General features: G+C 73.2%; 15 protein-coding genes. 6 read left to right on the top strand and 9 right to left on the bottom strand.

Features of this window, described 5'->3' with window-relative positions:
- The first annotated feature begins 107 nt into the window (after nt 1-107).
- From ABTY20_RS27835 to ABTY20_RS27825, 3 genes are read left to right on the top strand one after another with little or no spacing between them, the layout of a single operon-like run.
- A complete protein-coding gene (locus ABTY20_RS27835; RefSeq protein ID WP_351999804.1) occupies nt 108-539 on the top strand; it encodes a roadblock/LC7 domain-containing protein in 432 nt (143 codons plus the stop codon).
- Nucleotide 540: 1 nt separating this feature from the next.
- A complete protein-coding gene (locus ABTY20_RS27830; protein ID WP_351999803.1) occupies nt 541-900 on the top strand; it encodes a DUF742 domain-containing protein in 360 nt (119 codons plus the stop codon).
- The gene (locus ABTY20_RS27825; RefSeq protein ID WP_351999802.1) at nt 887-1,483 is read left to right on the top strand and encodes a GTP-binding protein; all 597 of its coding nucleotides are present in this window, start codon (nt 887-889) and stop codon (nt 1,481-1,483) included. The genes ABTY20_RS27830 and ABTY20_RS27825 overlap by 14 nt, the downstream gene beginning before the upstream one ends.
- 42 nt (nt 1,484-1,525) lie before the next feature.
- Here ABTY20_RS27825 and ABTY20_RS27820 read toward each other — a convergent pair whose 3' ends face one another.
- The 4 genes from ABTY20_RS27820 to ABTY20_RS27805 form a co-directional block, all read right to left on the bottom strand.
- The gene (locus ABTY20_RS27820; protein WP_351999801.1) at nt 1,526-2,485 is read right to left on the bottom strand and encodes an ABC transporter substrate-binding protein; all 960 of its coding nucleotides are present in this window, start codon (nt 2,483-2,485) and stop codon (nt 1,526-1,528) included.
- Nucleotides 2,486-2,559: 74 nt separating this feature from the next.
- Nucleotides 2,560-3,225 carry an ABC transporter permease gene (locus tag ABTY20_RS27815; RefSeq protein WP_351999800.1) on the bottom strand — a complete coding sequence of 222 codons (666 nt, stop codon included), beginning with the start codon at nt 3,223-3,225 and terminating at the stop codon, nt 2,560-2,562.
- Nucleotides 3,222-3,923, bottom strand: a complete 702-nt coding sequence (locus tag ABTY20_RS27810) for an ABC transporter permease (RefSeq protein ID WP_351999799.1) — start codon at nt 3,921-3,923, stop codon at nt 3,222-3,224. Before ABTY20_RS27810 ends, ABTY20_RS27815 begins: the two co-directional genes overlap by 4 nt.
- The gene (locus ABTY20_RS27805) at nt 3,920-5,044 is read right to left on the bottom strand and encodes an ABC transporter ATP-binding protein (RefSeq protein WP_351999798.1); all 1,125 of its coding nucleotides are present in this window, start codon (nt 5,042-5,044) and stop codon (nt 3,920-3,922) included. Before ABTY20_RS27805 ends, ABTY20_RS27810 begins: the two co-directional genes overlap by 4 nt.
- Nucleotides 5,045-5,328: 284 nt before the next feature.
- On the opposite strand from ABTY20_RS27805, the gene ABTY20_RS27800 reads away from it, so the two are divergent.
- On the top strand, nt 5,329-5,808 hold the full coding sequence (locus ABTY20_RS27800; protein ID WP_351999797.1) for a nuclear transport factor 2 family protein: 480 nt from the start codon (nt 5,329-5,331) through the stop codon (nt 5,806-5,808).
- Between the two features lie 75 nt (nt 5,809-5,883).
- Here the strand turns inward: ABTY20_RS27800 and ABTY20_RS27795 are convergent, their stop codons facing one another.
- Genes ABTY20_RS27795 through ABTY20_RS27785 form a run of 3 tightly spaced genes read right to left on the bottom strand, consistent with a single transcriptional unit; the run spans nt 5,884 to nt 8,384 of the window.
- Nucleotides 5,884-6,615 carry an FAD:protein FMN transferase gene (locus ABTY20_RS27795; RefSeq protein WP_351999796.1) on the bottom strand — a complete coding sequence of 244 codons (732 nt, stop codon included), beginning with the start codon at nt 6,613-6,615 and terminating at the stop codon, nt 5,884-5,886.
- 1 nt (nt 6,616) lies between these two features.
- Nucleotides 6,617-7,015 (bottom strand): FMN-binding protein, encoded by a 399-nt coding sequence (locus ABTY20_RS27790; RefSeq protein ID WP_351999795.1) that lies wholly within the window; start codon nt 7,013-7,015, stop codon nt 6,617-6,619.
- Between the two features lie 28 nt (nt 7,016-7,043).
- Entirely contained in the window at nt 7,044-8,384 is a 1,341-nt protein-coding gene (locus tag ABTY20_RS27785) for a ferredoxin reductase family protein (protein ID WP_351999794.1), read from the bottom strand.
- A 149-nt stretch (nt 8,385-8,533) separates the two neighbouring features.
- Here ABTY20_RS27785 and ABTY20_RS27780 point away from each other — a divergent pair, with 149 nt between their 5' ends.
- Nucleotides 8,534-9,223 carry a response regulator transcription factor gene (locus tag ABTY20_RS27780; protein WP_351999793.1) on the top strand — a complete coding sequence of 230 codons (690 nt, stop codon included), beginning with the start codon at nt 8,534-8,536 and terminating at the stop codon, nt 9,221-9,223.
- Nucleotides 9,224-9,261: 38 nt separating this feature from the next.
- Entirely contained in the window at nt 9,262-10,686 is a 1,425-nt protein-coding gene (locus tag ABTY20_RS27775) for a sensor histidine kinase (RefSeq protein ID WP_351999805.1), read from the top strand.
- Between the two features lie 9 nt (nt 10,687-10,695).
- On the opposite strand, the gene msrB is transcribed toward ABTY20_RS27775, so the two are convergent.
- Together msrB and murC are read right to left on the bottom strand one after the other, a co-directional pair.
- Nucleotides 10,696-11,103 (bottom strand): peptide-methionine (R)-S-oxide reductase MsrB, encoded by a 408-nt coding sequence (msrB, locus tag ABTY20_RS27770; RefSeq protein ID WP_351999792.1) that lies wholly within the window; start codon nt 11,101-11,103, stop codon nt 10,696-10,698.
- Between the two features lie 14 nt (nt 11,104-11,117).
- Complete coding sequence (murC, locus tag ABTY20_RS27765; protein ID WP_351999791.1) at nt 11,118-12,506, bottom strand: UDP-N-acetylmuramate--L-alanine ligase; 1,389 nt, start codon at nt 12,504-12,506, stop codon at nt 11,118-11,120.
- Between the last annotated feature and the right edge of the window lie 29 nt (nt 12,507-12,535).

Below are 12,535 nucleotides of genomic sequence, written 5' to 3'. Positions count from 1 at the left end.
GAGCGGCGGCCGCGCCGGCGCACACGCCCGCCGCTCCCGCCGAGCCCCCGACTCCGCCCGCCGACCGCTGACCGCCGACCGCCGACCGTTCACGAAGGAACACCGTCATGACACGCCCCACCCCCGCCACCCACACCCAGCTGGACCAGTTGCTGACCGGACTCGTCGAGCGGGTCGCCGACGTGAACCAGGCCGTGGTCCTCTCCGAGGACGGACTGGTGGTGAGCAAGTCCACCGGCTTCCTGCGCGACGACGCGGAACGCCTGGCGGCGACCGCGTCCGGGCTGATGAGCCTCAGCAAGGGCGTCAGCATGGACTTCCGCGGCGGCCCGGTGCGCCAGGCGCTCATCGAGATGGCGCACAGCTACCTGATCCTCACCTCGGCCGGCCCCGGCGCCCACCTGGTGGTGCTGACCGGTCCGAACGCGGACGTCGGCGTGGTGGCGTACCAGATGAACATGCTGGTGAAGAAGATAGGCGAGCACCTCAGCGCCGCCCCGCGGGACATCGCCGGGCCGGCCGTCGACCCCGGCGCGTGAGGTGGGCGGAAGCGACCCGGAGGGCCGGCTCGTACGGCCGTTCACCCTGACCGGCGGCCGGACCCGGCCCAGCCGCGCCGACTTCACGCTCATCACGACGGTGACGGCGGTGGATCCGCAGCCCGAGGGGGCGGCCCGGCCGCAGCCCGAGCACGCCCGGATCCTGCGGCTGTGCGCCGAGCCGATGGCGGTCGCCGAGCTCGCCGCGCGTCTCGACCTGCCCATGAGCGTGGTCGTCATCATGCTGTGCGACCTGCTGGAGGCGGGCCGGATCACCGCCCGTCCGCCGCACCCCGTCGACCGCACCACCGTGGACCTGGATCTGCTGCAGAAAGTGAGGGAGGGCCTTGGCCGGCTCTGACACCACCGTTCGGGCGTCCGCCGGACGCCCGGCACCCGACACGGTCAAGATCCTCATCGCCGGCGGTTTCGGCGTGGGCAAGACGACCATGGTCGGCTCGGTCAGCGAGATCGTCCCGTTGCGCACCGAGGAACCGCTGACCATGGCGGGCCTGGACGTGGACGACCTGAACGGCGTCGAGGAGAAACGTGCCACCACGGTCGCCCTGGACTTCGGCCGGATCACCGTCTCGGACGACCTGGTGCTGTACCTCTTCGGCACGCCGGGGCAGCAGCGGTTCTGGTTCATGTGGAACGACCTGGCCGTCGGCGCGCTGGGCGCGGTCGTCCTGGTGGACGTGCGCAGGCCCGGGACCAGCTTCGCCGCGATCGACTTCTTCGAGCACCGGGGCATCCCGTTCGTGATCGCCGTCAACGGCTTCCACGGGGAGCACCCGTACCCGGTGGAGGACATCCGGGAGGCGCTGGCGCTGCCGGACGGCGTGCCGGTGCTGCTGTGCGACGCGCGGGAGCGGGAGTCGTGCCGGGACGTGCTGATCGCGCTGATCGACCGGCTGATCGCGCGGGCGGCCCCGGCGCGGTGAACGGCCCCCGGGGTGCGGCCGGCGGCCGCACCCCGGGCCGGATCAGTCCAGGCCGGCCGACTTCAGCCAGGCCTTCGCCACGTCCAGCGGGTCCTTCTTCTCCAGCTGCACCTGGGCGTCCAGGTCGAGGAGGGTCTCGGTGTCCAGCTTCGCGGAGACCGCGTTCAGCGCCTCCACGCCCTCCCGGGGCAGCCCCTCCTTGGACACCAGCGGGGTGACGTTGGCGAAGCCGAAGAGGTTCTCCGGGTCCTTCAGGACGACGAACCCCTCCTTGACGATGGTCGGGTCGGTGGTGAAGACGTCCGCGGCCTGGACCTCGTTCTTGACGAGCGCCGCCTGGGTGAGCGGACCGCCCGCGTCGAGCGCCTTGAACGACTTGAACGTCAGGCCGTAGACGGTCTCCAGTCCCTTCAGCCCCTGCTGCCGGGTCTGGAACTCGGGCGAGCCGCCGATCACCAGCTCCGGCGCGATGTCCTTGAGGTCGGCGAGGGTCGACTCGTCGGTGAGGCCGTACTTCTTCGCCGTCCCGGCGTTGACGGCGATCGAGTCCTTGTCCTCGGCGGGCGAGGACTCCAGCAGCGTCAGCGACGTGTCCAGCTTGGCCTTGGCGGCCTCGTTCACGGCGTCCGCCGACCGCTGCTCGGCCTTGGGGTCGAGGTAGGCGAGCAGGGAGCCGTTGTACTCCGGCAGGACGGTGACGGAGCCGCTCTTCATCAGGCCGTAGGTCGTCTCGCGGCTGCCGATGTTGTGCTTGTAGTCGACCTTGAGGCCGGCGGCGCGGAGCGCCTCGCCGTAGATGTCGGCGAGCAGGGTGCTCTCGGCGAAGTTGTTGGAGCCGACGACGACGGTGCCGGCTTCGGCCTTCTCGCCGTCGAGGGGGTTGTCCGAGGTGTCGCCGGAGGAGGAACAGCCCGCGAGCAGCGCCACCGCGGCGGCGAACGCGACGGCCGCCGCGCCGGTGTGCCTCGTCCTGGATCTGTTGCTCTGCGCGGTAGAAGTCATTCACTGATCCAATCCAGCCGTTCACGGCGAGTCAAGGCGCACCGGGTCACGTTTGTCGTACATCTGACCGGTCATCAGCGTCTGCGCACCCCCGGTGACACGGCCAGCCGTCCCGCCGCCCAGAACACCGCGAGGGTGAGCAGCGCCAGGACGGCCACCAGGGTGGCTCCGCCGACCACCTTCTCGTAGTCGCGCTGGTAGAGCCCGTCGATGATGTACCGGCCGAGCCCGCCGAGACTGACGTACGCGGCGATGGTGGCCGTCGACACGATCTGGACGGCCGCGGAGCGCAGGCCGCTGAGGATCAGCGGGAGCGCCACCGGCACCTCGACCTGGAAGAGGATCCGCGACTCCTGCATGCCCATGCCCCGCGCGGCGTCCACCGGGGCGGGGTCGACGGAGCGGACCGCCTCGTAGGTGGTCACCAGGATCGGCGGTACGGCCAGCACGACCAGCGGGATCATGACGGGCAGCAGGCCGAAGCCGATCAGCAGGACGACCAGCACCAGCAGGCCGAAACTGGGCAGCGCCCGGGCGGCGTTGGCGACGAAGGCGAGCGCGTTGCCGCCGCGTCCGGTGTGGCCGGTCAGCAGGCCGACGGGCAGTCCGATCGCGGCGGCGACGGCGAGGGCCAGCAGGGAGTACCGGAGGTGTTCGAGGAAGCGCTGCGGGATGCCGTCGTAGCCGTGCCAGTGGGCGCTGTCGCTGAAGAAGGCGTTGACGAAGTCGAGGACGTTCACCGGACCGCCCCCTCCGGGGTGATCTCCGCCCGCCGCGCGGAGGGTTTCGCACGGGTGGAGCCGCGCGGCATCCACGGCGTCAGCAGCAGCCGCAGCGCGACCAGCAGGGCGTCGCACAGGATCGCCAGGACGGCCATCGTGACCACGGCGTTCACCGCGAGTTCGGGCCGGTCGTACTTCTGCGCGGCGGCGAGCAGGTTGCCGAGGGCGCCCTGGTTGCCGATCAGGGCGCCGACGCTGACCAGGGAGATGCTGGACGCGGTGGCGACCCGGAGGCCGGCGATGACGGCGGGCGCGGCGATCGGCAACTGCACCTGGAGGTAACGGCGTACGGGGCCGAAGCCCATGGCGGTGGCCGCGGCGAGGGTCTCGTCCGGCACCGAGCGCACGCCGTCGACGATGGCCGGGACCAGGACGACCAGGCTGTACAGGGCCAGCGGGATCATCACGGTGAGTTCGGTCTGGCCGGTGTAGTCGATGAGGACGACGAAGAACGCCAGGGAGGGGATGGCGTACAGCACGGTCGTCAGGCCGAGCACGGGCGGGTAGAGCCAGCGGAAGCGCCCGCACAGCTGCGCGATCGGCAGCGCGAGGAGCAGTCCGGCGGCCACCGGCAGCAGTGCCTCCCGCATGTGCAGGCCGATCAGCCCGGCCCAGCTGTGCTGGAGGTCGCTGGGGATGTCGAAGAAGCCGGTCATCCCGCGACCTTCTCCTCGTCGGCGCGGTCCGCCGTGTGGGCGGCGCGGACGGCCTCGCCGATGGCCTGCTGGGAGACGACACCGGTCACCCGGCCCTCGCCGTCCACCGCGACCGCCCGGCCGACGGGCGAGAGCACGGCGCAGTCGAGGGCGACCCGCAGGGAGTCGACGCCCGGCACGAACGGCCGCCCGTACGGCAGCAGTCGGTCCGTGCGGATGCCGCCGGCGGTCAGTTCGTCGCGCTCCGCCCAGCCGAGCGGGCGGCCGTCGGCGTCGGTGACCAGGAGGTGGGGGGCCTCGGCGGCGGCGATCCGCGCGGCGGTGGCGTCGGCCGGGATCACGCCGTCGGTGGTCGGCTCCAGCGCGGCGGAGGGGAAGAAGGACAGCCGCCGGATGCCGCGGTCGGCGCCGAGGAAGTCCTCGACGAAGCCGTCCGCGGGGTTCGACAGCAGTTCGGCGGGCGGCGCGTACTGGGCGAGCCGGCCGCCCTTGCGCAGGACGGCGACCATGGTGCCGAGTTTGATCGCCTCGTCGATGTCGTGGGTGACGAAGACGATGGTCTTGCCCAGCTCGTCCTGGATGCGCAGGAGTTCGTCCTGCAGCCCCTTGCGCACCACGGGGTCGACGGCGGAGAACGGCTCGTCCATCAGCAGCACCGGCGGGTCCGCGGCGAGCGCCCGCGCCACGCCGACGCGCTGCTGCTGTCCGCCGGAGAGCTGGTACGGGTACCGCTTGGCCAGCGAGGGGTCCAGGCCCACCCGCTCCATCAGCTCCGCCGCCCGTTCCCGGGCCCGCTGCCTGCCCCAGCCGAGGAGGCGGGGCACGGTGGCGATGTTGTCGACGATCGTGCGGTGCTGGAAGAGCCCGGCGTTCTGGATGACGTACCCCATGGAGCGGCGCAGGGCGGTGACCGGCTGCCGCCGGCTGTCCTCGCCGTCGATCAGGATCGTCCCCTCGGTGGGTTCGACCATCCGGTTGATCATGCGGAGGGTGGTCGTCTTGCCGCATCCCGAGGGCCCGACGAGGACGGTGATCGAGCGGTCGGGGACCTCGAGCGACAGCCGGTCGACCGCCACCGTGCCGTCCGGGTACCGCTTCGTGACTGAATCGATCCGTATCAAGACGCGGAACACCCTTCCGATGGCGGACAGTTCTGGCCTGGGCCTGACGGTCTGACGCCGGTCGAGTCTAGACGGCTCCCCCGGGGAGCGCCGCGAAGCGCCCGGCGTCCGTGTCGCCGGCGGCACGGGCGCCGGGGTCCGGAGTCCGGGGCCGGAGTCCGGCCCGCCGGGAGCCGCCGGGTGGAGGAACGGCCCGGGGCCCATGACCGCGCGAACGCCCGCGACGGCTGCGCCGCCTTCGGACGCCTTGACCTCAAGTGCGCTCGAGGAAGGATCCTCGCGCCATGGACATCGAGGAAATGCAGCGACAGGTGCGGGCCCTGACCGACCGCGCCGAGATCACCGATCTGATGGACCGCTACCTGCGGTCCCTGGACGACGGGGTCTTCGACGAGGAGTGGGCCCGCGCGTTCCACACCGAGGACGTCATCGCGGAGATGCCCATCGGCACCGTCCGTGGCCGCGACGCCCTGCTGGCCCGTGTCCGGCGGGGAATGGCGCTGTTCGACCGGACCGTGCATCTGGGCACCAACGCCGTCGTCGAGCTCGACGGCGCCAGGGCCACCGTCCACGGCGCCCAGGTGAGCACCCATGTCCTCGCGGACGGCTCGGACGGCGTCTTCGTCTCCGCCGGCCGTACCGTCACCGGACTGGTCAGGACGGCCGACGGATGGCGGATCTCCGCTTCGACGCTGCGGGTGGTGTGGACCCAGGGCTCTCCCCCGCGGCTGCCGGACGATTTCGCCCCCGCCGCCGCGACCTGACCGGCGGTCTCCTCCCGGGTGGTGCGCCGGACGCCCCGGGCCCGCCGAGGGGGCGTGCGGCGCCGCGGCGGGCGGTCACGCCGCCTCCCCCGCCGCCGGGAAGCCCGGGGAGCGCACGACCCGGCGGTCCGCCGTCACGGCGAAGACCTCGCAGCCGGGGCGGGCCGCGGCCCACGCGACGCCCTCCGGGCCCAGGGCGAAGCCCGCCGTGGCGACCGCGTCGGCCTCCGTCAGGGTGGGGGCGGTGACGGTCAGGGAGAGCAGGCCGGTCGCCGGGCGGCCGGTGCGGCCGTCGACGATGTGGTCGCCGCGTTCGTAGCGCGCGGAGGTCGCGACCGCCCCGTCGGTGAGCTCCAGGACGGTGCAGAGCCGGCCGGCGTGCTCGGGGTGCCGTACGCCCACGCGCCACGGCCCGCCGGCGGCGACCACGTCCCCGCCGGCGTTGAGGCAGAACCGCCGCGCTCCGGCCGCCCGCAGCAGCTCGGCGCCCCTCTGCACCGACCAGCCCTTCACCACCGCGCACGGATCGAGGCGCCGGCCGGGCAGCCGCACGTCGAACGCGCCCCCGGTGGCGGCCCGGTACCGCTCGCACAGGCCGAGGACCTCGGTCAGCCCGGGGCTCAGCCGGTCCGGGTCCAGTTCGCCCCGGTCGAGCCGGGAGACCTCGCTGTCCTCGCGGAACGGGCTGAAGCGGGCGTCGGTCTCGCGCAGCCAGGCGAAGAGGTCGTCCGCCGCGGCCTCGGCGAACCCCTCGTCGTCGACGCGCAGGGAGACCGGGAAGCCCATGACGTGTGCGACGCGCCGCATCTCAGGAGTCCCGTGCGTCGAGGGCGGCCTGCAGGGACTCCCGGTAGCCGTCGCTGGTGACGGTGGCGCCGGAGACCGTGTCGACGTCGGCGCTCTGCGCCTGAAGCGTCTCCTCGATCAGGACCGGTACGGCGGCCGTGGTCTGCGGGTGGTCCGGCTGCCGGAGCATCCGCACGGCGCTGATGCGGTCGCCGTCGAGGGTGACCTCGACCTGCACGGGGCCCTTCTCCGTGTCGACGGTGGGGCCCGCGACGACCCGGGTGGTGCCGCCCGGGGAGGTGGACGCCGAGGGGGCGGGCGCGGGTTCGGCGACCGCCGGCTCCGGGGCGGACGGGGTGTGGCGCCAGACCGGGATCAGCCCGGCGACGGTCAGGACCAGGACGGGCAGTGCTCGTTTCACGGTGTTCTCCTCGGTCGGCCCGCGTCCGTCATCCGGCCAGGCTGAAGCGCTCGTGGTGGATCTGCCGCTTCGGCACGCCCAGTTCGCGCAGGCCGCGCAGGACCGCGGCGGTCATGCCGGGCGGGCCGCAGACGTAGACGTCCCGGTCGGTGAGGTCGGGCACGAGCCGGGACAGTGCGTCGGGGGCGAGCCGGTCCGGTACGGACGGGCCGGTGATCAGGTGCAGTTCGGCGCCCTTGGCGAGGGCCAGTTCGCGCAGTTCGTCGTGGAGTACGGCGTCGGTCTCCGTGTGCACGCGGTAGAGGACGACGGCGTGGCCGTGCAGCTCCTCCAGCAGGGCCCGGATCGGGGTGACGCCGACGCCGCCGGCGATGAGCAGGGCGTCGGGGCGGGTGCGGTGCAGGGTGGTGAAGGCGCCGTAGGGGCCCTCGGCGAAGACCCGGGTGCCGGGCCTGAGGTGGCGCAGGGCCGCGCTGCCGTCGCCGGCCGCCTTGACGGTGAGCCGCAGGGTGCGGCCGTCGGGCGCGGCGGACAGGGAGAACGGGTTCGCCTGCCACCAGCGGTCCTTCGTCAGGAACCGCCACAGGAAGAACTGGCCGGCGCGGGCGGGCAGCCGGTCCAGGTCACGGCCGGTGAGGTACACGGACACCACGTCGTCGCTCTCGGGGACGACGGCCGTGACCCGGATCCGGTGGCGCCGGTTCCGCCACAGCGGCAGGGCCAGCCGGCCGGCGAACACGGCGGTGAGGGCCGCGCCCCACAGTCCGTACCAGTAGGCCGTGGCGGCGGCCGAGGCGGTGAAGGTGGAGCCGACGGCGACCTGGTGGGTGAAGGCCAGCACCACGGCGACGTAGGTGTACAGGTGGACGAAGTGCCAGGTCTCGTAGGCGAGGCGGCGCCGGGCGCGGCGGGTGGAGACCGCGCCGACGACCAGGATCAGCGCCAGCGCGACGACCGCGCGCAGCACGCCCTCGACGGTCTCCGCGAGGTCGACGAGCTGGTCCACCGGGTCCATGGAGGACATCTCGGCGTAGCCGAAGGTGATGAAGACGGCGTGGCCGAGGAGCGTCCACAGCAGTCCGAAGCCGGTCCAGCGGTGCCACAGGGTGAGCCGGTCCATGCCGATCCTGCGGTCCAGCCAGGGCAGCCGGGCCACCAGCAGCAGCTGGAACGCCATCAGCAGGGCGGCGTACAGACCGGTGAGGCGGCCGAGCAGGAGGAGGGCGTTGGCGCCGAAGCCCGCCCGGACGAAGAGGACGGCCACCACCGCCGCGTTCGCGGCGAGCAGGCCGTACAGGCCGATGCGCGCCACCGCCTTGGGGCGTCGCCTCGCGGTGGGGGGCGCGGGAGGCGCTTGGACAGCTGTCACGCCGGAAACTCCTTGATCGGGTCCTGGGACACCGAGCTTGGTCACGGGCGCTGTCGATTTCCTGTCGGTCAACTTTCAAGTTTTTATCGATCAGGACGCGGAAGGGCACCGCCTCCGGCGCCGGGGGCGGTGTGCCGCAGTATGGGCGGGTGGAAAAAGTACGACTCCTCGTCGTGGACGACGACCCGCCGATAGCCGACCTGGTGGCGACGGTCGCCCGGTACGAGGGCTGGGAGGCGGTCACCGCCCACTCGGGTGAGGAGGCGCTGCGCCGCGCCGTCGAGTTCCGCCCGGACATCGTGGTGCTCGACCTGATGCTGCCGGACGTCGACGGCTTCGGCGTCCTGGACCGGCTGCGGCGCTCCGGGACGATGGTGCCGGTGGTGTTCCTCACCGCCCGGGACGGGGTCGCCGACCGGGTGGCGGGGCTGACCCGGGGCGGGGACGACTACCTGGTCAAGCCGTTCGCCGTGGAGGAGCTGATGGCGCGGCTGCGCACCGTGCTGCGGCGCAGCACGGGGCCGGGCTTCCGGCGGTCGGTGCTGCGGGTGGCGGACCTGACGATGGACGAGGACACCCGCGAGGTGCGGCGCGGCGAGCGGCTGCTGTCGCTGACGCCGACCGAGTACGAGGTGCTGCGCTACCTGATGCGGCGGTCGCCGACCGTGCTGACCAAGACGCAGATCCTGGACCACGTGTGGGAGTACGGCTTCGGGGGCCGCTCCAACGTGGTGGAGCTGGTGGTGAGCCGGCTGCGGCGCAAGCTGGACGACACCGGGGAGCCGCTGATCCGGACGGTGCGGGGCTTCGGGTACGTGATCCGGCAGGCCGCCGAGTGACGGCGTTTCTCCGGCGGCTGCGGGACACGTACCGGAGGATGCGCCTGGGCACCCGGCTGGCGCTGGGCCTCGGGGTGCTGTCGCTGGCGGTGTTCGCGGTGGTCGGCACCGCGCTCACCACGTACATGCGCGACTACCTGGAGCGGCAGCTGGGCGACCAGCTGAAGCTGATCCAGGCCGTGCAGGCCAAGGACGCGGCGGCGCACGGCACGGTCCGGCGGAAGCCGTACTACGGCTGGTACACGGCCGTGTACGACGTCTCCGGCGACGCGGTCACCCTGCGCAGGCCCTCCGACGTGCCCGAGGACACCCGTGCGCTGGCCGACCTCGCGCGGGCGATGGCGCACTCCGACACCGAGCTGACCCGCACCGCGCGGATCGACGGGGAGGGCACCTACCGGCTGCGCGGCTGCGAGGTCGAGCCGGGGGTGGTGCTGGTGAGCGCCGCGCCGGTGGAGGACGTCGAGGAGACCGTCGAACAGCTGGTCACCGTGCAGGTCGTGGTGTTCGCGCTCGCGCTGCTGGCGCTGGTGGTGTTCGGGCGGCGGATGCTGCGGCGCGGGCTGCAGCCGCTGAGCGACATGGCGCACACCGCGCACGGCATCGCCTCGCACGACCTGACCGAGTCGGCGGCCCGGCTGCCGCTGCGCGCCGACGGGCGGGACGGCGGGCGGGAGGTGGCGGAGCTGCGCACCGCGTTCAACACCATGCTGGAGCACATCGACGACTCCCTCGCGGTGCGCGCGGAGGCGGAGCTGCGGCTGCGCCGGTTCGTCGCGGACGCCTCGCACGAGCTGCGCACCCCGCTGATGTCGGTGCGCGGCTACGCCGACCTGTTCCAGTACGCCGCCGCCAACGAGCCCGCCGAACGCGACCGGCACCTGGCCCGGCTGCGCGCGGAGGCCGCCCGGATGGGGGTCCTGCTGGACGATCTGCTGCTGCTCGCCCGGCTGGACGCGGCGGAGGCGGAGGCACCGCTGCGGACGGCGGACACGGACCTGCTGGAACTGGTCCAGCAGGCCGCCGACGCGTTCCGGGCGAGCCGTCCGGACCATCCGCTGACGGTGACGGCCGGCACCGGCCCGCTGGTGCTGCGGCTGGATCCGCAGCGCGTCCGGCAGGTGCTGGACAACCTGCTCGCCAACGCGGCCGTGCACACCCCGGCCGGGACCCGGGTCTCCGTGGCGGTCTCCGTCGCCGGCGGCTCGGCGCTGGTGCGGGTCGCCGACACGGGGCCCGGTGTCCCGGCGGAGGACCGGGAGCGGGTCTTCGACCGGTTCCACCGGGTCGACAAGGCCCGCAGCCGGGACCGGGGCGGCAGCGGGCTGGGCCTCGCGGTCGCCCGGTCGCTGGTGCGGGCGCACGGCGGCGACGTCGAGCTGAGCGGCGGGCCGGGGGCGACGGTCTTCACCGTGCGGCTGCCCCTGGGCGGTGCGGACGGGGCGCACCGCGAGGGCCCCTGACGGATCCGGTCAGCCCTCGGCGGGCTGCAGCGTCAGCGAGATGCTGTTGATGCAGTACCGCTGGTCCGTGGGGGTCGGGTACCCCTCGCCCTCGAAGACGTGCCCGAGGTGGGAGCCGCAGCGGGCGCAGCGGACCTCGGTGCGCACCATGCCGTGCGACCGGTCCTCCACCAGCTCCACGGCGTCGGTGTCCTTCGGGTCGTAGAAGGACGGCCAGCCGCAGTGCGACTCGAACTTGGTGGTCGAGGTGAACAGTTCGGCGCCGCAGGCGCGACAGGAGTAGACGCCCTCGGTCCTGGTGTCGGTGTACTCGCCGGTGAAGGCGGGTTCCGTGGCCGCCTGGCGCAGGACGGCGTACTCGGACGGGGACAGCTCCGCGCGCCACTGCTCGTCCGGCTTCTCCACGTCGTACGGCATGAGCTTCCAGCCCCTTACTTCGACAGACGGTCCAGGATGAGCGGGCCGAGGTCGGTGACGTCGCCCGCTCCCATGGTGAGAACGAGATCACCGGGCTTCGCCATTCCCGCGATCACCTCGGGGACCTCCGCCCTGTCGTGGACGGCGGCGACGTCCGCGCCGGCCGCCCGGGCCGCCTCGATGATCAGCTCGCTGGTGACGCCGGGGATCGGGTCCTCGCGGGCCGGGTAGACGTCCAGCACCACCGAGGCGTCGGCCAGGGCCAGGGACCCGCCCATCTCCGTGCCCAGCTCACGGGTGCGGGAGAACAGGTGGGGCTGGAAGACGACGAGGATGCGGGCGTCGCCGGCGGCGGCGCGCATGGCCTCCAGGTCGGCGGTCATCTCGGTCGGGTGGTGCGCGTAGGAGTCGATCACCTGGACGCCGGCGGCCTCGCCCTTGAGCTGGAGGCGCCGCTTCACCCCGGTGTACGCGGCGAGCGCCGGGGCCAGCTCGGCGGCCGGGACGCCGAGCGCCACGCCGGCGGCGAGCGCGGCGACCGCGTTGTGCGCGTAGTGCCGGCCGGGGACCGACACGGTGAAGGTGAGCGGGGCGCCGTCGAGCTCGACGGTCACCTCGCTCCTCAGCCCCTGCGGGACGACCGACAGCACCCGCACGTCGGCGTCGTCCGACTCCCCGTACGTCACGGTCCGCACCGAGCCGTCCAGCCGCCGGGTCAGCTCGCGGGCGCCCTCGTGGTCGGCGGAGATCACCAGGGTGCCGCCGGGCACGATCCGGCCGACGAACGTCTCGAAGGACTCGTGGATCTCCTCCATGGAGGCGTAGTTGGCGTGGTGGTCCAGCTCCACGTTGAGGATGATCGCGACCTCGGGCGCGTACGTGTGGAAGCTGCGGTCCGACTCGTCGGCCTCGGCGACGAAGATCTCGCCCGCGCCGTGCAGCGCGTTGGAGCCGGGGGCGTCCAGGTCGCCGCCGATCGCGTACGACGGCTCGCGGCCCAGTGCGGTGAGGGAGACGGCCAGCATGGAGGTGGTGGTGGTCTTGCCGTGGGTGCCGGCCACCGCGATCGGGCGCAGGCCGTCCATCAGGGCGGCGAGGGCGTCGGAGCGGTGCACCACCGGGACGCCCAGTTCGGCCGCGCGGACCAGCTCGGGGTTGTCCTCGCGGATCGCCGAGGAGACGACGACGCAGCTGGCGTCGTCGGCGAGGTGGGCGGCGGCGTGCCCGATGTGGACGGTGACGCCGAGGGCGCGCAGGGCGTCGGCGGTGGCGGAGTCCTTGGCGTCGCTGCCGGCCACCTTCGCGCCGCGCTGGGCGAGGATCTTGGCGATGCCCGACATCCCGGCGCCGCCGATGCCGATGAAGTGCGGTCGGTCCATGGCGGTAGGAAGGCCGGGTGCCATGTGTGTTCTCCCAGTGGTGCGACGAGCGG

Origin of the sequence: Streptomyces sp. NPDC126497, assembly GCF_040302425.1 — a bacterium.
GTDB lineage: Bacteria > Actinomycetota > Actinomycetes > Streptomycetales > Streptomycetaceae > Streptomyces.
The sequence above is the reverse complement of the archived record's forward strand: the minus strand, read 5'-3'. Positions and strand labels throughout refer to the sequence as shown.